Genomic DNA, 18,245 nt, shown 5'->3' with positions numbered 1-18,245 from the left:
ATGACCGTTATTTATCAGACCACCATCACCCGTATCGGCGCGAGTGCCACTGACGCCCTCAGCGACCAGATGCTCATCACCTTTCGTGAAGGCGCTCCTGCGGATCTCGAAGAGTATTGCTTCATTCATTGCCACGGCGAGTTGAAAGGTGCACTCCATCCCGGTTTGCAATTTTCGCTCGGGCAGCATCGCTATCCGGTGACCGCCGTTGGCAGCGTGGCGGAAGACAACCTTCGCGAACTGGGTCATGTCACCCTGCGCTTCGATGGTTTAAACGAAGCGGAATTTCCGGGCACTGTCCATGTGGCAGGCCCTGTACCCGACGATATCGCGCCGGGATCGGTTTTGAAGTTTGAATCTGTTAAGGAGTAAAAAATGAATCAGGTTGCCGTTGTCATCGGTGGTGGGCAAACCTTAGGCGCGTTCCTGTGCCACGGTCTGGCTGCCGAGGGGTATCGCGTAGCGGTTGTCGATATTCAGAGCGACAAAGCCGCAAATGTGGCACAAGAAATTAACGCCGAATATGGTGAAGGTATGGCGTATGGTTTTGGTGCTGACGCCACCAGCGAGCAGAGCGTGCTGGCGCTCTCTCGTGGGGTAGATGAAATCTTTGGTCGCGTGGATTTACTGGTCTACAGCGCCGGAATAGCAAAAGCAGCCTTTATCAGCGACTTCCAGCTCGGCGATTTTGATCGTTCGCTACAAGTGAATCTGGTGGGTTATTTCCTGTGTGCGCGTGAATTTTCGCGTTTGATGATCCGCGACGGGATTCAGGGGCGCATTATTCAGATCAACTCGAAATCCGGCAAAGTGGGCAGCAAACACAACTCTGGCTACAGCGCAGCGAAATTTGGTGGCGTCGGACTGACTCAATCACTGGCTCTGGATCTGGCGGAGTACGGCATTACGGTGCATTCACTAATGCTCGGTAATCTGCTGAAATCGCCGATGTTCCAGTCACTGTTGCCACAATACGCGACCAAGCTGGGTATCAAACCGGATCAAGTCGAGCAGTATTACATCGATAAAGTACCGCTCAAACGCGGCTGCGATTATCAGGACGTACTGAATATGCTGCTGTTCTATGCCAGTCCTAAGGCGTCGTACTGCACCGGACAGTCGATCAATGTCACCGGTGGTCAGGTGATGTTCTGATCAACAGCGGAGATCGTTTAAGGATCTCCGCGAGACTCATAAAATGCCTGATAAGCGTAGCGCATCAGGCCTACAGGACTTCCGCCACTACATTAAGGAAAAGTTATGGTATCCGCACTCATCACCGTCGCCGTTATCGCCTGGTGTGCGCAACTGGCCTTAGGCGGTTGGCAAATTTCTCGTTTTAACCGCGCCTTCGACGCACTTTGCCAGCAAGGGCGCGTTGGCGTGGGCCGCTCCAGCGGGCGATTTAAACCGCGAGTCGTAGTCGCCATCGCCCTGGACGATCAGCAGCGCATCGTCGATACCTTGTTTATGAAAGGACTGACCGTCTTCGCCCGACCGCAAAAAATTCCCGCAATTACAGGCATGCATTCTGCTGATTTACAGCCCGATGTGATCTTTCCCCATGATCCACTATCACAGAATGCTCTATCATTGGCGCTTAAACTGAAACGTGGATAATTTCGTTGTGAATGTTACTAGCTTGCGAAGTTATCATTTTGAAACCTAAATCAGGTAATCACGCCCATGAAACCTCGTCAGCGTCAGGCCGCCATTCTGGAGTATCTGCAAAAGCAGGGTAAATGCTCGGTTGAAGAATTGGCGCAATACTTTGACACCACAGGCACAACCATTCGCAAAGATCTGGTCATTCTGGAACATGCAGGAACCGTCATTCGTACTTATGGCGGAGTGGTGTTGAATAAAGAGGAATCCGATCCGCCTATCGATCATAAAACACTCATCAACACCCACAAGAAAGAGCTGATTGCAGAAGCTGCCGTTAGTTTTATCCATGATGGCGATTCGATCATTCTTGATGCTGGCAGTACCGTTTTGCAGATGGTCCCCCTGCTCTCGCGCTTTAATAACATCACAGTAATGACCAACAGCCTGCATATCGTCAATGCGCTATCCGAACTGGATAACGAACAAACTATCCTGATGCCAGGCGGAACATTTCGTAAAAAATCGGCCTCATTTCACGGGCAACTGGCAGAGAATGCCTTCGAGCATTTCAGCTTCGATAAATTGTTTATGGGCACCGACGGCATCGATCTCAATGCGGGCGTAACCACGTTCAACGAGGTTTATACCGTCAGTAAGGCAATGTGCAATGCCGCGCGCGAAGTTATTTTGATGGCTGACTCATCAAAGTTTGGCCGTAAAAGCCCCAACGTAGTTTGCAGTCTTGAAAGCGTCGATAAGCTAATTACCGACGCAGGTATCGATCCGGCGTTTCGTCAGGCGCTGGAAGAGAAAGGGATCGATGTGATCATAACCGGAGAGAGCAATGAGTGAAGCACTACTGAACGCGGGACGTCAGACGTTAATGCTGGAGTTGCAGGAAGCAAGCCGTTTACCAGAACGTCTGGGCGATGATTTTGTTCGCGCCGCCAATATCATCCTGCACTGCGAAGGCAAAGTGGTGGTTTCGGGAATTGGCAAATCGGGCCACATTGGTAAGAAAATCGCCGCAACGCTTGCCAGTACCGGCACGCCTGCTTTTTTTGTCCATCCGGCAGAAGCACTGCACGGCGATCTGGGGATGATTGAAAGCCGCGATGTGATGCTGTTTATCTCTTACTCCGGTGGCGCAAAGGAACTGGATCTGATTATTCCGCGTCTGGAAGACAAATCTATCGCGCTGCTGGCGATGACCGGTAAACCGACATCACCGCTGGGCCTGGCGGCGAAAGCGGTGCTGGATATCTCTGTAGAACGCGAAGCCTGCCCGATGCATCTTGCGCCGACCTCCAGCACCGTCAATACCCTGATGATGGGCGACGCGCTGGCGATGGCGGTCATGCAGGCGCGCGGATTTAATGAAGAAGATTTTGCCCGCTCCCACCCAGCTGGGGCTCTGGGCGCTCGCTTGCTGAACAAAGTGCATCATCTGATGCGCCGTGATGACGCCATCCCGCAGGTGGCGTTAACCGCCAGCGTGATGGATGCGATGCTGGAACTTAGTCGCACCGGTCTGGGACTGGTAGCCGTGTGCGACGATCAACGGCTGGTGAAAGGCGTCTTTACCGATGGGGATTTACGTCGCTGGCTGGTTGGCGGCGGTGCACTCACCACGCCAGTTAATGAAGCGATGACGGCAGGTGGCACGACGTTGCTATCGCAAAGTCGCGCCATCGACGCCAAAGAGATCCTGATGAAGCGCAAAATCACCGCCGCACCAGTGGTGGATGAAAATGGCAAACTTACCGGCGCAATTAACCTGCAGGATTTCTATCAGGCCGGGATTATTTAATCCTTCAGCCCCAGACGTTTCGCCAACCGATGCAAGTTGGCGACGTCGGTTTCCAGCATCCGTGCGCTGGCAGCCCAGTTGTGATGATTTTGTGCCAGCGCCTGGCGAATAGTTTCACGCTGGAACGCTTCTGTCGCTTCACGCAGGTTTTGCTTAACAATAGGCACCGCCGCCGCTTCTGGCGGCGGCAACGTCACCTCAGGAAAAGCAAAATGTTGCGCTTCAAGAATCACTTCATCGCCGCTGCGGGTCGCTCTCGCCAGCACCACCGCCCGATGAATAGCATGTTCCAGTTCGCGCACGTTCCCTGGAAAACTGTAGTGTTGCAGTAAATTTCGCGCCCCGGCACTTAATACCACGCGGGAGAGCCCCAGCCGCAAACGACACTGCTCGCAGAAATACCCCGCCAGCAGAATGACATCATCGCCCCGCTCACGCAGCGGTGGCACCGAAAGTGGAAACACGCTCAGGCGATGAAACAAATCGGCACGAAATCGCCCTGCCAGCACCTCTTCGCGTAAGTCGCGGTTAGTCGCCGCCAGCACGCGCACATCGACCCGCAAGCTACGGTCATCACCAACGCGCTGAATATCGCCATACTGCAACACGCGCAGCAGCTTGGCCTGCAATGCCAACGACAACTCGCCGATCTCATCCAGAAACAGCGTGCCGTTATCCGCCATTTCAAACTTCCCGCTGCGGTTACTGATAGCGCCAGTAAACGCCCCTTTCACGTGCCCGAACAACTCACTTTCCGCCACACTTTCCGGCAGTGCGGCACAGTTGAGATAGACCAACGGATTCACCGCCCGTGGCGAGGCTTCATGAATCGCTTTCGCCACCAGCTCCTTACCCGTTCCCGTCTCACCACTGATTAGGACGTTGAGATCGGACGCCGCCACAATCTCAATCTCTTTTTTCAATTGCGTCATGCCTGGCGACAGGCCGATCATCTGCGTCTCTTTCAGCGCTTCAAACGGCGCGGCATCGCCCGGCAGCATATTCTGACTTTCCAGTTGTTCAATCAGCAACGCATTGCTTAACGCTCCCGCCGCCAGCGCGGCAATCAGCCGTAACTCTTCGTCGCTGAAAACATCGAACTGATCGGGCTGCATCCCGTCGAGTGTCAATGCACCGATCAGGTTTTGTCCGGCAAATAACGGCAGACCAACGCAGGCGTGAACCTTCAGACTCTCCTGCCCGGGAATCAAACCGTCATAGGGATCGGGTAATTCGCTGTCTGCGGGAAAACGCACCACGTCCCCGGCGCGGGCTATCGCTTCCAGCCGCGGATGCCCTTCCAGGGCAAAGCGTCTACCGAGTACATCCTTCGCCAGTCCGTCGATGGCAAGCGGAATAAACTGCCGCGAGTCGTAACGTAGCAACGCAGACGCATCGCACTCCAGCACCTGACGCAACGTGGTGATCAGGCGCTGAAAACGATCCTGATGACCAATCCCACGCTGCAATTCGATGGCGATATTCGCCAGCACATCAACGGAAAAACTCATCTTTGCCTCACTGTCAATTTGACTATAGATATTGTCATATCGACCATTTTATTGATAGTCATTTTGACTACTCATTAATGAGCATAATTTTATTTATATAGTAAAAACAATTAGATAAAAAACTGGCACGCAATCTGCAATTAACAAGACATCTTTTTAGAACACGCTGAATAAATTGAGGTTGCTATGTCTATTGTGGTGAAAAATAACATTCATTGGGTTGGTCAACGTGACTGGGAAGTGCGTGATTTTCACGGCACGGAATATAAAACGCTGCGCGGCAGCAGCTACAACAGCTACCTCATTCGCGAAGAAAAAAACGTGCTGATCGACACCGTCGACCATAAATTCAGCCGCGAATTTGTGCAGAACCTGCGTAATGAAATCGATCTGGCGGATATCGATTACATCGTGATTAACCATGCTGAAGAGGACCACGCCGGGGCGCTGACCGAACTGATGGCGCAAATTCCCGATACGCCGATCTACTGTACTGCCAACGCTATCGACTCGATAAATGGTCATCACCATCATCCGGAGTGGAATTTTAATGTGGTGAAAACTGGCGATACGCTGGATATCGGCAACGGCAAACAACTCATTTTTGTCGAAACGCCAATGCTGCACTGGCCGGACAGCATGATGACTTACCTGACGGGCGACGCGGTGCTGTTCAGTAACGATGCTTTCGGTCAGCACTACTGCGACGAGCATCTCTTCAACGATGAAGTGGATCAGACCGAGCTTTTCGAGCAGTGTCAGCGTTACTACGCCAATATCCTGACACCGTTCAGCCGCCTGGTAACGCCGAAAATCACTGAGATCCTGGGCTTTAACTTGCCGGTCGATATGATTGCCACCTCTCACGGTGTGGTGTGGCGCGATAACCCAACGCAAATTGTCGAGCTGTACCTGAAATGGGCGGCGGATTATCAGGAAGACAGAATCACCATTTTCTACGACACCATGTCGAATAATACTCGCATGATGGCCGATGCTATCGCCCAGGGGATTGCGGAAACCGACCCACGCGTGGCGGTGAAAATTTTCAACGTTGCCCGAAGCGATAAAAACGAAATCCTGACCAATGTCTTCCGCTCAAAAGGCGTGCTGGTTGGCACTTCGACGATGAATAACGTGATGATGCCGAAAATCGCCGGGCTGGTGGAGGAGATGACCGGATTACGCTTCCGTAACAAACGCGCCAGTGCTTTCGGCTCTCACGGCTGGAGCGGCGGTGCGGTGGATCGTCTTTCCACACGCCTGCAGGATGCAGGTTTCGAAATGTCGCTTAGCCTGAAAGCCAAATGGCGACCGGACCAGGACGCGCTGGAGTTATGCCGTGAACACGGTCGTGAAATTGCCCGTCAGTGGGCGCTTTCGCCGCTGCCGCAAAGCACGGTGAATACGGTGGTTAAAGAAGAAACCTGTGCCGCCACGACGGCTGATCTCGGTCCGCGGATGCAGTGCAGTGTCTGCCAGTGGATTTACGATCCGGCAAAAGGCGAGCCAATGCAGGACGTTGCGCCAGGCACGCCGTGGAGTGAAGTCCCGGATAACTTCCTGTGCCCGGAATGCTCCCTCGGCAAAGACGTCTTTGACGAACTGGCATCGGAGGCAAAATGAGCAACGGCATTGTGATCATTGGTTCAGGCTTCGCCGCCCGCCAACTGGTGAAAAATATTCGTAAACAGGATACCGGTATTCCATTGACCCTGATTGCCGCCGACAGCATGGATGAGTACAACAAACCTGATCTTAGCCATGTGATCAGTCAGGGGCAACGTGCCGACGACCTTACCCGCCAGACGGCGGGTGAATTTGCCGAGCAGTTTAATCTGCGCCTGTTTCCGCACACCTGGGTGACGGATATCGATGCCGAAGCCCATGTGGTGAAAAGCCAGAATAATCAGTGGCAATACGACAAGCTAGTGCTGGCAACCGGTGCCAACGCCTTTGTCCCGCCGGTGCCTGGGCGTGAGTTAATGCTGACGTTAAATAGTCAGCAAGAGTATCGCGCCTGTGAAACACAACTGCGGGATGCCCGACGGGTGTTGATTGTAGGCGGTGGTTTGATTGGTAGCGAACTGGCGATGGATTTTTGTCGGGCAGGCAAAGCGGTCACGCTAATCGACAACGCTGCCAGTATTCTGGCGTCGTTAATGCCACCGGAAGTAAGCAGTCGCTTACAGCATCGGTTGACGGAGATGGGCGTTCATCTGCTGTTGAAATCTCAGTTGCAGGGGCTGGAAAAAACGAATTCTGGCATTCTGGCAACGCTGGACCGCCAGCGCAGCACCGAAGTGGATGCGGTAATTGCCGCCACCGGACTGCGCCCGGAAACCGCCCTGGCACGACGCGCCGGGCTGACGATTAATCGCGGCGTTTGCGTCGATAGTTATCTGCAAACCAGTAATGCCGATATTTATGCGCTGGGCGATTGCGCGGAAATTAACGGTCAGGTATTGCCGTTCCTCCAGCCGATTCAACTTAGCGCGATGGTGCTGGCAAAAAATCTTCTCGGCAATAACACGCCGCTGAAACTACCGGCGATGCTGGTGAAAATCAAAACGCCGGAATTACCGCTGCATCTGGCAGGGGAAACCCAGCGTCGGGATTTGCGCTGGCAGATTTGTACCGAAAGCCAGGGAATGGTGGCGCGCGGCGTTGACGATGCCGACCAGCTTCGCGCCTTTGTAGTCAGTGAGGATCGGATGAAAGAGGCGTTTGGAATGTTGAAAACCTTGCCGATGTAGGCGGGCTACTGTACCCAAAATGCCGGATGCGACGCTGGCGCGTCTTATCCGACCTACGGGAAGCGCATGTGTAGGCCGGATAAGGCGTTCACGCCGCATCCGGCAATGGTGTCCAAATGCAACACGTTTATCCGTTCTGGACTTCACCCGCCACCCAACGGGCCGCAACAATAACCCCCTGCCCCAGAGACAACCCGCCATCCCCCGCAGGTAAACTCTGCGGGAAGAGCAACGTAAAATCAGCAAGATAATGCGCCAGACGTGCACGCAGCAAACGGTTATGAATAACCCCGCCGCTAAATACCAGCGTAGTGATACCACGCATCGTGGCCTGCTCACGCATCAACGCGGCAAAACCCTGCGCCAGCGCATCATGAAATGCCCACGCGCGTTGATTAACCGGTGCCTGCCAGTTCAGCCACTGCTGCCAGAAAGTGGCGAGATCCAGTTGATTGTCCACCAGCGGCATCGTCACCGGATGCGTCACTCCCTGGCACGAAGCCGCCAGCGCCTCAAGGGCGCAAGCCGCTTCACCTTCATAACTTAACGTGGCTGGCGCACAGCCCAGTGCCGCCGCCACAGCATCGAACAAACGCCCACACGATGACGCCAGCGGCGCGTTAATTCCACGCTCAATGGCCCGCGCCAGCACGCTCCAGTTTTGCTGTTGCACACTTACCGTTTCAGGGTAATTCTGCCACTCCGGCACAAAGCGCAGGCACTGCGCCAGCAGGTTACGCCACGGCTGCTTCGCCGCCAAATCGCCCCCAGCAAGCGCCACCGCTGGCAAGCCGCCCAGGTGCTGGCATTCGCGATAGTTCACCCGCAGGCACTCGCCGCCCCATAAAGCGCCGTTCTCGCCCATACCAATACCGTCGAGCGTCAAAGCAATGACATCACCGCCATCCAGCGGCCAGTGATGTTCTGCCAGACACGCCGCCGCGTGGGCATGGTGATGCAGCACCGTTTGCGTCGGCAGATTCATCTCACGCGCCCACTGGCTGGAGACATAGCCCGGATGCGCATCATGCACCACAAACTGTGGAGTAAAATCGTAGATGTTTTGCATCAGGCGCAACGCTTCGCGCCACTGCATCTGAATGCCATCGTCACTTAAATCGCCCAAATGTTGACTCAACACCGCCTGTTCACCACGCACCAGACAGAAGGTATTTTTCAGATCCGCACCGAGACACAGCACAGGAGGAATATTTTTAAAGCCCAGAGGCAAAGCCAGCGCATCCGGTACATACCCCCGCGAGCGGCGCAACATTTCGCCACTTTCGCGCACCACTGAATCATCCATCCGCTGCACGATGTCGCGGTTATGAATCAAGAATCCGTCGGCAATGTCCTGCAAATCCTCCAGCGCCTGTTCGTTGCTGATAGCCGGTGGTTTACCGCTCAGGTTGCCGGAGGTCATAACCAGCGGGCATTGCAGTTCCTGTAACAGCAAATGCTGGAGCGGATTCGCAGGCAACATCACCCCGACTTCGTTAAGGCCAGGGGCGATATCGTCACAAAGTTCCGGAACATATATTTTATCCACCAGTACAATCGGCGCGGCGGGCGTGGTGAGCAACTGACGGGCAGCGTTGGGCAAACCTTCTGCCGTTGGCAACATAACCGCCAGCGGTTTCGCCGGGCGATGTTTGCGCGCCCGTAGTGTCGCCACCGCGTTACTGTTACGCGCATCGCAGGCGAGATGAAATCCGCCAATCCCTTTGATAGCGACAATGTTGCCCATTTTTAACTGAGCGATAGCCGCCTGTAATGCCGCCTCTTGTTTCGCATGTTCACCATGACTTAGCCATTCAAGATGTGGGCCACACTCCGGGCAGGCCACCGGCTGGGCGTGGAAGCGACGATCGAGCGGGTCGCGATATTCTTTATCGCAGGCCGGACATAGCGGAAACGCCGCCATCACGGTAAATGGACGGTCGTAAGGCATCGCGCGAATAATGGTGAAACGCGGGCCGCAATGGGTACAGTTGATAAACGGATAACGATAACGCCGTTCGCCTGGGGTATTCATTTCGGCAAGACAGGCAGGACAAGTCGCGGCATCGGGAACAATTTGCGTATTCATGACGCCGCCCGCACTCTGGCGGATGATGAACTCAGTGGGCGGCTGCATCCAGATAAACGGCTCACATTCGACGCTATCAATACGCGCCAGCGGCGGACAATCCTGATGCAATTGAACAAGAAACGTTTCCGGGTCTTCCAGCAGCCGGACTTCTACGCCATCGCCGTCATTACAGACATCGCCGTGAAGATTTAATTGCTGTGCCAGTTGCCAGACAAAGGGACGAAAACCGACGCCCTGCACTTTGCCACGAATACGCAGTTGGACACCGCAAGATGTGTTTTTTGCCATTGAGTTATTCCCGCCATCATGAATTGCGTAACCCGCCCAGCCGGACACGACCGCGTCGCATCCGGTAGTCACAGGTTGGCGATACCGCCCGCTCCGTATTCTACGAATATTTCCGGGAATTCCTTTGATGCCAGAACAGTTCTGTAAGATTTTTAGAACATCAGCGCCGTGCGGCGGCGTTTTTCTGCGCTCATTTGTTCAAGTTTATTACGATCGACACAAATCAGCGCATGGGTCGGGCAAGCAGCCATACAGGCCGGGCCGTCTTCACGATGGTTACAGAGGTCGCATTTATTAGCTTCGGCTTTGTCAGCGCGTACGTTAAGCCCTGCGCCGCTGTTGCGAATCACCGGACGCACTACCACTTCCATCGCACCATACGGGCAAGCCACAACGCAGGTTTTGCAACCAATGCAACGTTCCTGCATGACATGAACAAACCCTTTATCACGGCTGATAGCACCATTCGGGCAGACGTTAGCGCACGGTGCATCTTCACACTGACGGCAGACTGTCGCCGTGGAAATGTTCACACCTTTAATGACATGGATTCGCGGTAAAAAAGTTTCCGGGGTCAGCGATGCACAGTCCTGATTCTCCTGATGAGAAACCACGCACGCCACTTCACAGGTACGACAACCAATACATTTACTCGCGTCAGCAATGATGAAACGGTTCATCAAATTCTCCAGCAATGACAGTTAATGCGCCGATACATTCACAAATCATGCCAACTTTTAATTGATTGTTATTTAAAGAAATTAAATTCTGCAATGCAGAATAAACGATGTCATCGACACTAGTGACGATGACATGTGATGACAATGCTTATCGCGAAAGAGCAATGAGGGAGTCGCGGCGGATCAGTTTTCCGCTGAAGGTTTTCGGCGGTGTATAAGCACCACCATCGAGCATAAATATCAGCCGCCCAATTATTTCCTGAATCATCTCAGTCACCGGAATTTTTACGCTGGAGAGCGCCGGAACGGTGTAGGGGGCAATTGCGATATCATCAAATCCAATAACCGATACTTGCCCCGGCACCGCTACACCACGGTCATGCAACGCTTTCATCGCACCTATCGCCATATCGTCGTTACTGGCAACTAACGCGCTAAATTTAGCCCCACGTTCGAGCAACGTTTCTACCCCTTCGGCCCCGCTGGCAGGCGTCCATTTACCGTTGACGATAAGTTTTTCATTGAGTGCAATACTATGCTGCGCCAGCGCGTCTTTATATCCGGCAAGGCGTTCAATGCTGGTGGGGGAATCCATCGAACCGGTAAGGAAAGCAATCTCCTGATGTCCGGCGTTTATCAACTCTGCCACGGCGTTAAAGCTGGTCTGTTTATGATCGCACCAGACGCTATGGCTGCTGTTTTTGCGCAGGCGGCGATTGAGCACCATTATCGGCTGACTGTGTGCGTCAATGATGTCATCAATTTCATCCACGCTTAAAAAGCGCGGGTAAATCATAATGGCGTCGCAGCGCAGATCCAGTAGATACTGAATCGCCTGGCGCTCTTCTTCGGCGCTATGTTTGCCATCTGCCAATAGCAGCTGACGCCCTTTCTCTTCCGCCATTCTCGCGGTATGAAACAGTAATTCACTAAAATAAATGCCGTGGTAAAGCGTGTTGGTCACTACCAGCCCTAGCGTCTGGGTACTCTTCGCTGACAGATTGCGCGCCAGCAAATTTGGGCGGTAACCGCTCTCTTCTACCGCCTGAAACACGCGATCTTTAGTCTCCTGGCTGACGTAGCCATTACCTGAAAGCACGCGGGAAACGGTCGCTTTTGAAACCCCGGCGCGCTTCGCCACTTCCAGCATCGTCGTCATCATTTTCATCCCTTTACACGCAATGAACGCAGTGTACTGCACCGTTGGCTGATTGTCCTTGCGCAAGCAGCGGGAAAAATATTCAGGTGACCGGTTTCACAAATATAAAAAATGAGCAATTAACTCTCTTGCTTAATCAGTATCAACTATTCATGATTTTGTGAAACCGGTTTCTTAATTCCGTTTCAGCATCGGCAATTTCCCGTCACGTCGACTGATAACAACTACCTCTACCCTACTGATAACAGGATAAAATCCGATGGCCAAAAATTATGCGACGCTGGCACGCTCGGTGATAGCGGCACTGGGCGGCGTTGATAACATCTCGGCAGTCACGCACTGTATGACGCGTTTACGCTTTGTTATCAAAGATGATGCACTGATCGACAGCCCAACGTTAAAAACTATCTCCGGCGTGCTCGGTGTGGTACGTAGTGACAACCAGTGTCAGGTGATTATCGGTAATACGGTTTCGCAGGCCTTTCAGGAAGTTGTCAGCTTGTTACCTGGAGATATGCAGCCCTCGCAGCCCGTGGGGAAACCCAAACTCACGCTACGTCGCATTGGTGCGGGGATCCTGGATGCGCTGATCGGCACCATGTCACCGCTGATCCCGGCGATCATCGGCGGATCGATGGTCAAACTGCTGGCGATGATCCTCGAGATGAGCGGCGTGCTGACAAAAGGATCGCCGACCTTAACTATTCTCAATGTGATTGGTGATGGTGCTTTCTTCTTCCTGCCGCTGATGGTCGCTGCTTCTGCCGCCATCAAATTTAAAACCAATATGTCGCTGGCGATTGCCATTGCGGGTGTGCTGGTACATCCGAGTTTTATTGAGCTGATGGCGAAAGCGGCCCAGGGTGAACATGTTGAATTTGCCCTGATTCCGGTCACCGCGGTGAAATACACCTACACGGTGATCCCGGCGCTGGTGATGACCTGGTGCCTGTCATATATCGAACGCTGGGTGGACAGCATTACGCCAGCGGTGACGAAAAACTTCCTCAAGCCAATGCTGATTGTGTTGATTGCCGCACCGCTGGCAATCCTGCTGATTGGCCCGATTGGTATCTGGATCGGTAGCGCCATTTCGGCACTGGTTTACACCATTCATGGTTATCTGGGCTGGCTTTCAGTCGCCATTATGGGCGCGCTGTGGCCTCTGCTGGTAATGACCGGGATGCACCGCGTCTTTACGCCAACCATCATTCAAACTATTGCCGAAACCGGCAAAGAAGGGATGGTCATGCCGTCAGAAATCGGCGCTAACCTGTCGCTGGGCGGTTCATCGCTGGCGGTGGCGTGGAAAACGAAAAACCCGGAACTGCGCCAGACGGCGCTGGCTGCGGCGGCATCAGCCATTATGGCGGGGATTTCCGAACCCGCGTTATACGGCGTGGCGATCCGCCTGAAACGTCCGCTTATCGCCAGTCTTATCAGCGGTTTTATTTGCGGCGCGGTTGCCGGTATGGCGGGGCTTGCCAGCCACTCAATGGCAGCGCCGGGATTATTTACCAGCGTGCAGTTCTTCGATCCGGCGAATCCAATGAGCATCGTCTGGGTGTTCGCCGTCATGGCGCTGGCGGTCGTGCTGTCATTTATCCTCACACTGTTGCTCGGCTTTGAGGATATTCCTGTTGAGGAAGCGGCTGCCCAGGCGCGAAAGCATCAGAGCGTACAACCGACCGTCGCCAAAGAAGTAAGTCTTAATTGAGGATGAAAATGTCAGTATTTCCGCAAGATTTTTTATGGGGCGGCGCGCTTGCCGCCAACCAATCTGAAGGTGCGTACCGTGAAGGTGGCAAAGGGCTGACCACGGTCGATATGATCCCACACGGCGAGCATCGAATGGCGGTGAAACTGGGGCTGGAAAAACGTTTTCACTTGCGAGATGACGAGTTTTATCCCAGCCATGAGGCGACGGATTTTTATCATCGTTATAAAGAAGATATCGCCCTGATGGCAGAGATGGGATTCAAGGTTTTTCGCACCTCGATTGCCTGGAGCCGCCTCTTTCCGCAGGGCAATGAACTGACGCCCAACCAGCAGGGCATTGCTTTTTACCGCACGGTTTTTGAAGAGTGTAAAAAGTACGGTATCGAACCGCTGGTCACGTTGTGTCACTTCGACGTGCCGATGCATCTGGTCACTGAATATGGCTCCTGGCGTAACCGCAAGCTGGTGGAGTTTTTCAGCCGCTACGCCCGGACCTGCTTTGAAGCATTTGATGGCCTGGTGAAATACTGGCTCACCTTCAATGAAATCAACATTATGTTGCATAGCCCGTTCTCCGGCGCGGGTCTGGTGTTTGAAGAAGGGGAAAATCAGGATCAGGTGAAATATCAGGCTGCGCACCACCAGCTGGTTGCCAGTGCGTTAGCTACCAAAATCGCCCATGAGGTTAACCCGCAAAATCAGGTGGGCTGTATGCTGGCGGGCGGCAACTTCTACCCTTACAGCTGCAAGCCGGAAGATGTCTGGGCAGCGCTGGAGAAAGACAGGGAAAACCTGTTTTTTATCGATGTGCAGGCGCGGGGCGCGTATCCGGCTTACTCTGCCCGCGTATTCCGCGAAAAAGGGGTAACCATCGACAAAGCACCGGGCGATGATGAAATCCTGAAAAACACCGTCGATTTTGTCTCTTTCAGCTATTACGCCTCGCGCTGCGCCTCGGCGGAGATGAACGCCAACAACAGCAGTGCGGCGAACGTAGTGAAATCGCTGCGTAACCCGTATCTACAGGTGAGCGACTGGGGCTGGGGTATTGATCCGCTCGGTCTGCGCATCACCATGAACATGATGTACGACCGTTATCAGAAGCCGCTGTTTCTGGTGGAAAACGGCCTCGGCGCAAAAGATGAATTTGCTGCCAACGGTGAGATTAACGATGACTATCGCATCAGCTATTTACGCGAACATATCCGCGCAATGGGCGAAGCGATTGCAGACGGTATTCCGCTGATGGGCTACACCACCTGGGGCTGTATTGATTTAGTTTCCGCGTCAACGGGTGAAATGAGCAAACGCTACGGTTTTGTCTATGTAGACCGTGACGATGCAGGCAACGGCACGCTGGCGCGCACGCGTAAGAAATCATTCTGGTGGTATAAAAAAGTGATTGCCAGTAACGGTGAAGATTTAGAGTAAGCAAACGTGCCGGATGCGGCGTGAACGCCTTATCCGGCCTACATAGTTCGTGCGACATGTAGGCCCGATAAGCGCAGCACATCGGGCAATCTGGCGTTTGGCATCTGTCAAAAATCAAAGAAACCATTCCGGCTTAACGCCAAATCGGGCTGAAAGTGCCTTAATGTGGGATATCGTCAGGGATCTTTGTCCAGACAAAATCTGACTGACCAGGGATTTAGAGCCGATTTCGTTCTTCAAATCCGCATAGGTCAGATTATGTTGATCAATCAACGTGCGAAGTAACGCCACGCCAACCGGCATTGCAGCAACGGCTTTGTCGAACTCTGCAAACTTTTCGTGGTTGTTTTCATACTCTGCAATGCGGCTCGCCAGAAAGTCGATAAGTGGATTGGTGTCATCTTCTTCAATCAAATATTCGACCAGTTCCAGTGCTTCACGATAATCATCTTCTGAGTCACTGCCTCCCAGAAAGGGGACTGCATTGACCAGTTCTCTTGTTGCTTTAACAGCGCGTGCAGCATTAGCAGTCATTCTCTGTTCTCTCTGTAGTAACGTGTCAGTTTGTCATACTCGGCATGATTCGTTATGTGCTTCACAAAGAACCGCTTATTAACAAAGTTTATGTAGGCAATAACCCTAAGATTGTTCCCGCCTACATCCAGAACGTACCATTTGTTACGATATTTAAAATTGTCGAGGTTGGGAAACGCCGTTCGCATTTCTTCTGGCGTAGAAAAATCCGTTTCCTTAATAACCCGATACAATGAGTGTAAAGCCAGAGCGTCGTTAGGATATTTGCGCGCGCACTCTTCAAATGGCGCTTTCGAAATGATGTGCATTTTAACTTCCTTATCAGCGCCTGAATGACTAAGCCTGGACTACCCGTTCCTTCGGTTTTATTTTTCTATAGTAGTTGATCACACGAGTGTTCACAATATGTAAACACCCGTCTAAACGTCACAATAGCACGTCCAGATTCAAAAACGTGAATATGTTTGTCTACGAACTACTCTTCTTCCACCGCTAACTGCGCAAATCCACCATTCCCTTCCCAGCCTTCAAGTCGTTGATAAACGGTTTCTACCGCATCTTTAATCGGCTGGGTCATCGGGTAGTAAAAACCGACGATATCCGGCTGGATACCGAGGAAAATCACTTCACCAATATCTTCTTTCAACTGGTCGATAAGGTAGTTCAGCGGCATGTTATGGGTAGTCATCATAAACATCTCAGCGATGTCATCCGGGTCGATGATGCGGATCTCGCCGGGGTTTAGCCCCATATCCGTGGCGTCGACAATCAGCAGTCGCGTCGGGCGCAGTTCGCGGATGGCGACAATGTCGTTTTCCGGTGCGCTACCGCCGTCAATCACCACCCAGTTACCTTTCGGCGCGGCGGCGCACTTTTCCGCCAGCAGCGGACCTGCGCCATCATCGCCCATCATGCTATTGCCAACACAGAGTAAAACGTCAGTCACGCAGTCTCCTCACCATCAAATAGATGGCATTTTCCTGATAAATATCATGCAGCATACTTAACAGCATGGTACTCCATTCTTTCTGCTGCGAAGTTTGCGTTGCCCGGGCTTTATCGAATGCGTTGGCCAGCATCGGCACATGGTTAATGTCGATAACGATCTCACCATATTTCGGCACGCCTTCCATTTTACGGCGGGCTTCACTGCCCGCCTCCAGAGTGGCAATCCATGCCAGATATTCATCCCACGGGCAGGTGAGCGCGGCTTCCAGGCAATCGATAACCCCAAGGTGGTGACCAATCGCCAGGCTGTAATAGACCACCTGCTGCGCCTCGGCGGGCGTGGCATCGTTCTCATCAATAAATTTACGGCTCAGTTGACTGAACACCACCTTTTCACTCATCGAATACGCGCCTCTTCAACAACATGATTCAGATGGCTGACAATCTCGTTCAGACGCGGATCGTTTTCCGCTTCCAGCCAGCGTGCAACCTGCTCTTCACCCTGCCCTAACTGCGTCAGGAAATCATCGGCAATCTGGCGACCGTAACGATAACCCGCCAGGCGGCGTGCTTCGCGATCTACTTTTACACGCAGCGGCTGCACCATATCGCCATGCAGGATCTCTGCTGGTTGTTCATCCAGTTCACCCGGCCCACGGGCGTGAATTTTCTGCTCCAGCAGGCCAAGCGCCATTGCAAAGCCGTACAGCGTGGCGGCAGGCGTTGGCGGGCACCCCGGAATGTAGACATCCACCGGGACGATTTTATCCGTACCACCCCACACGCAGTAGAGATCGTGGAAGATCCCGCCGCTGTTACCGCAGGCGCCGTAGGAGATACAGATTTTCGGGTCCGGCGCAGACTGCCACGCACGCAGCGCAGGGGATCGCATTGCACGGGTGACCGCGCCGGTAAACAGTAAAATATCCGCATGACGCGGAGACGGCACAACTTTAATGCCGAAGCGTTCTGCATCGAACAGCGGCGATAAGGTAGCGAAAATTTCAATTTCGCAGCCGTTGCAGCCGCCGCAGTCCACGCGGTAAACGTAGGCAGAACGTTTGATTTTTTTCAGTAACGACGCCTTCATACTGGCGATGGATTCATCCACCGTCATCGGGACCGGAATGCCGTTGGCGTCACGGGGGCCTAATAAATTGCTCATCAGATGGCCTCTTTCATATGGCGAGTCAGTTCAATACGGTCAGACGGCACCAGGCATTTCTGGCGCTTACATTCCGGGCAAGTCTCAAAGCTTTCGCGGTGGTTTTCCGCACGGTTGTCACCATTGTGCTTAAGCAGCGCAATGGCGTAGTCGATCTCTTTCTGGACGGCGAAAGGACGATTGCAGACGCGGCAGTTGCACAGCGCGAAGCGGGACTGTTGCAGGAAATCTTCTTTCTTCCACACCGCCAGTTCGTACTCTTGCGACAGTTTGATTGCCGCCGTCGGGCAGACTTCTTCGCAGCGTCCACAGAAGATGCAGCGTCCAAGATTGAACTCCCACGCCAGCTCACCGGTGGCGAGGTCAGTTTCAACCGTTAAGGCGTTTGACGGGCAGGCATTGACGCAGGCTGCACAGCCGATGCACTGCTGCGGGTTCTGCTCTGGCTTACCACGGAAGTTTTTATCAACCGCAATCGGCTCCAGCGGGTAAGACGAGGTCGCCGTGCCGGTTTTGATGACTTTTTTGATAAAGGTAAACATGG

19 protein-coding genes are annotated in these 18,245 nt (G+C 53.2%); 9 read left to right on the top strand and 10 right to left on the bottom strand.

Annotated features, from left to right (window positions below; genetic code table 11):
* The 5 genes from srlB (at nt 1) to gutQ (ending at nt 3,418) form a co-directional block, all read left to right on the top strand.
* Nucleotides 1–372, top strand: coding sequence for a PTS glucitol/sorbitol transporter subunit IIA (gene srlB / locus BEB42_RS07215; protein ID WP_000216201.1), 372 nt, complete (start codon nt 1–3; stop codon nt 370–372).
* 3 nt (nt 373–375) lie between these two features.
* Nucleotides 376–1,155: a sorbitol-6-phosphate dehydrogenase gene (srlD, locus tag BEB42_RS07210; protein WP_001077342.1), complete on the top strand. Its 780-nt coding sequence runs from the start codon at nt 376–378 to the stop codon at nt 1,153–1,155.
* 105 nt (nt 1,156–1,260) lie between these two features.
* Nucleotides 1,261–1,620 (top strand): transcriptional regulator GutM, encoded by a 360-nt coding sequence (gene gutM / locus BEB42_RS07205; protein ID WP_000252897.1) that lies wholly within the window; start codon nt 1,261–1,263, stop codon nt 1,618–1,620.
* A 66-nt stretch (nt 1,621–1,686) separates the two neighbouring features.
* A complete protein-coding gene (gene srlR, locus BEB42_RS07200) occupies nt 1,687–2,460 on the top strand; it encodes a glucitol operon DNA-binding transcriptional repressor SrlR (RefSeq protein ID WP_000804546.1) in 774 nt (257 codons plus the stop codon).
* Nucleotides 2,453–3,418, top strand: coding sequence for an arabinose-5-phosphate isomerase GutQ (gutQ, locus tag BEB42_RS07195; protein WP_001287422.1), 966 nt, complete (start codon nt 2,453–2,455; stop codon nt 3,416–3,418). Before srlR ends, gutQ begins: the two co-directional genes overlap by 8 nt.
* Here the strand turns inward: gutQ and norR are convergent.
* A complete protein-coding gene (norR, locus tag BEB42_RS07190; protein WP_000010713.1) occupies nt 3,415–4,929 on the bottom strand; it encodes a nitric oxide reductase transcriptional regulator NorR in 1,515 nt (504 codons plus the stop codon). The two genes, gutQ and norR, sit on opposite strands and share 4 nt — an antisense overlap.
* Before the next feature lie 186 nt (nt 4,930–5,115).
* On the opposite strand from norR, the gene norV reads away from it, so the two are divergent.
* Both norV and norW read left to right on the top strand, forming a co-directional pair.
* Nucleotides 5,116–6,555: an anaerobic nitric oxide reductase flavorubredoxin gene (gene norV, locus BEB42_RS07185; protein ID WP_000029632.1), complete on the top strand. Its 1,440-nt coding sequence runs from the start codon at nt 5,116–5,118 to the stop codon at nt 6,553–6,555.
* Nucleotides 6,552–7,685 (top strand): NADH:flavorubredoxin reductase NorW, encoded by a 1,134-nt coding sequence (norW, locus tag BEB42_RS07180; RefSeq protein WP_000064763.1) that lies wholly within the window; start codon nt 6,552–6,554, stop codon nt 7,683–7,685. Before norV ends, norW begins: the two co-directional genes overlap by 4 nt.
* Before the next feature lie 127 nt (nt 7,686–7,812).
* Here the strand turns inward: norW and hypF are convergent, their stop codons facing one another.
* From hypF to ascG, 3 genes are all read right to left on the bottom strand, one after another.
* On the bottom strand, nt 7,813–10,065 hold the full coding sequence (gene hypF, locus BEB42_RS07170; RefSeq protein ID WP_001352998.1) for a carbamoyltransferase HypF: 2,253 nt from the start codon (nt 10,063–10,065) through the stop codon (nt 7,813–7,815).
* Between the two features lie 152 nt (nt 10,066–10,217).
* Nucleotides 10,218–10,745: an electron transport protein HydN gene (gene hydN, locus BEB42_RS07165; RefSeq protein WP_105267253.1), complete on the bottom strand. Its 528-nt coding sequence runs from the start codon at nt 10,743–10,745 to the stop codon at nt 10,218–10,220.
* A 148-nt stretch (nt 10,746–10,893) separates the two neighbouring features.
* A complete protein-coding gene (gene ascG / locus BEB42_RS07160) occupies nt 10,894–11,904 on the bottom strand; it encodes a DNA-binding transcriptional regulator AscG (RefSeq protein ID WP_032269258.1) in 1,011 nt (336 codons plus the stop codon).
* Nucleotides 11,905–12,163: 259 nt separating this feature from the next.
* On the opposite strand from ascG, the gene ascF reads away from it, so the two are divergent.
* Nucleotides 12,164–13,621, top strand: a complete 1,458-nt coding sequence (gene ascF, locus BEB42_RS07155) for a PTS cellobiose/arbutin/salicin transporter subunit IIBC (protein ID WP_001107901.1) — start codon at nt 12,164–12,166, stop codon at nt 13,619–13,621.
* Nucleotides 13,622–13,629: 8 nt separating this feature from the next.
* Nucleotides 13,630–15,054 carry a 6-phospho-beta-glucosidase AscB gene (ascB, locus tag BEB42_RS07150; protein ID WP_000110367.1) on the top strand — a complete coding sequence of 475 codons (1,425 nt, stop codon included), beginning with the start codon at nt 13,630–13,632 and terminating at the stop codon, nt 15,052–15,054.
* A 114-nt stretch (nt 15,055–15,168) separates the two neighbouring features.
* Here the strand turns inward: ascB and BEB42_RS07145 are convergent, their stop codons facing one another.
* From BEB42_RS07145 to hycF, 6 genes are all read right to left on the bottom strand, one after another.
* Nucleotides 15,169–15,588: a helix-turn-helix domain-containing protein gene (locus BEB42_RS07145; protein WP_000126291.1), complete on the bottom strand. Its 420-nt coding sequence runs from the start codon at nt 15,586–15,588 to the stop codon at nt 15,169–15,171.
* A complete protein-coding gene (locus tag BEB42_RS07140) occupies nt 15,585–15,896 on the bottom strand; it encodes a type II toxin-antitoxin system HigB family toxin (RefSeq protein WP_000547556.1) in 312 nt (103 codons plus the stop codon). The genes BEB42_RS07145 and BEB42_RS07140 overlap by 4 nt, the downstream gene beginning before the upstream one ends.
* Before the next feature lie 167 nt (nt 15,897–16,063).
* Nucleotides 16,064–16,534, bottom strand: a complete 471-nt coding sequence (hycI, locus tag BEB42_RS07135) for a hydrogenase maturation peptidase HycI (protein WP_000132961.1) — start codon at nt 16,532–16,534, stop codon at nt 16,064–16,066.
* The gene (gene hycH / locus BEB42_RS07130; RefSeq protein ID WP_001291923.1) at nt 16,527–16,937 is read right to left on the bottom strand and encodes a formate hydrogenlyase assembly protein HycH; all 411 of its coding nucleotides are present in this window, start codon (nt 16,935–16,937) and stop codon (nt 16,527–16,529) included. The genes hycI and hycH overlap by 8 nt, the downstream gene beginning before the upstream one ends.
* A complete protein-coding gene (hycG, locus tag BEB42_RS07125) occupies nt 16,934–17,701 on the bottom strand; it encodes a formate hydrogenlyase subunit HycG (protein WP_000067390.1) in 768 nt (255 codons plus the stop codon). The genes hycH and hycG overlap by 4 nt, the downstream gene beginning before the upstream one ends.
* Nucleotides 17,701–18,243, bottom strand: a complete 543-nt coding sequence (gene hycF / locus BEB42_RS07120) for a formate hydrogenlyase subunit HycF (RefSeq protein ID WP_000493784.1) — start codon at nt 18,241–18,243, stop codon at nt 17,701–17,703. The genes hycG and hycF overlap by 1 nt, the downstream gene beginning before the upstream one ends.
* Between the last annotated feature and the right edge of the window lie 2 nt (nt 18,244–18,245).

This window comes from Escherichia sp. MOD1-EC5990, from assembly GCF_002965285.1.
Classification (GTDB): domain Bacteria; phylum Pseudomonadota; class Gammaproteobacteria; order Enterobacterales; family Enterobacteriaceae; genus Escherichia; species Escherichia coli_F.
The sequence above is the reverse complement of the archived record's forward strand: the minus strand, read 5'-3'. Positions and strand labels throughout refer to the sequence as shown.

Excerpts from the sequence above, each read along its gene's own strand:
- ascB (WP_000110367.1), top strand. The coding sequence starts at position 13,630 with ATGTCAGTATTTCCGCAAGATTTTTTATGGGGCGGCGCGCTTGCCGCC.
- hycF (WP_000493784.1), bottom strand. The coding sequence starts at position 18,243 with ATGTTTACCTTTATCAAAAAAGTCATCAAAACCGGCACGGCGACCTCG.
- gutQ (WP_001287422.1), top strand. The coding sequence starts at position 2,453 with ATGAGTGAAGCACTACTGAACGCGGGACGTCAGACGTTAATGCTGGAG.
- hypF (WP_001352998.1), bottom strand. The coding sequence starts at position 10,065 with ATGGCAAAAAACACATCTTGCGGTGTCCAACTGCGTATTCGTGGCAAA.
- hycH (WP_001291923.1), bottom strand. The coding sequence starts at position 16,937 with ATGAGTGAAAAGGTGGTGTTCAGTCAACTGAGCCGTAAATTTATTGAT.
- hydN (WP_105267253.1), bottom strand. The coding sequence starts at position 10,745 with ATGAACCGTTTCATCATTGCTGACGCGAGTAAATGTATTGGTTGTCGT.
- BEB42_RS07145 (WP_000126291.1), bottom strand. The coding sequence starts at position 15,588 with ATGACTGCTAATGCTGCACGCGCTGTTAAAGCAACAAGAGAACTGGTC.
- ascG (WP_032269258.1), bottom strand. The coding sequence starts at position 11,904 with ATGACGACGATGCTGGAAGTGGCGAAGCGCGCCGGGGTTTCAAAAGCG.
- srlD (WP_001077342.1), top strand. The coding sequence starts at position 376 with ATGAATCAGGTTGCCGTTGTCATCGGTGGTGGGCAAACCTTAGGCGCG.
- norV (WP_000029632.1), top strand. The coding sequence starts at position 5,116 with ATGTCTATTGTGGTGAAAAATAACATTCATTGGGTTGGTCAACGTGAC.
- norR (WP_000010713.1), bottom strand. The coding sequence starts at position 4,929 with ATGAGTTTTTCCGTTGATGTGCTGGCGAATATCGCCATCGAATTGCAG.
- norW (WP_000064763.1), top strand. The coding sequence starts at position 6,552 with ATGAGCAACGGCATTGTGATCATTGGTTCAGGCTTCGCCGCCCGCCAA.
- gutM (WP_000252897.1), top strand. The coding sequence starts at position 1,261 with ATGGTATCCGCACTCATCACCGTCGCCGTTATCGCCTGGTGTGCGCAA.
- srlB (WP_000216201.1), top strand. The coding sequence starts at position 1 with ATGACCGTTATTTATCAGACCACCATCACCCGTATCGGCGCGAGTGCC.
- srlR (WP_000804546.1), top strand. The coding sequence starts at position 1,687 with ATGAAACCTCGTCAGCGTCAGGCCGCCATTCTGGAGTATCTGCAAAAG.
- BEB42_RS07140 (WP_000547556.1), bottom strand. The coding sequence starts at position 15,896 with ATGCACATCATTTCGAAAGCGCCATTTGAAGAGTGCGCGCGCAAATAT.
- ascF (WP_001107901.1), top strand. The coding sequence starts at position 12,164 with ATGGCCAAAAATTATGCGACGCTGGCACGCTCGGTGATAGCGGCACTG.
- hycG (WP_000067390.1), bottom strand. The coding sequence starts at position 17,701 with ATGAGCAATTTATTAGGCCCCCGTGACGCCAACGGCATTCCGGTCCCG.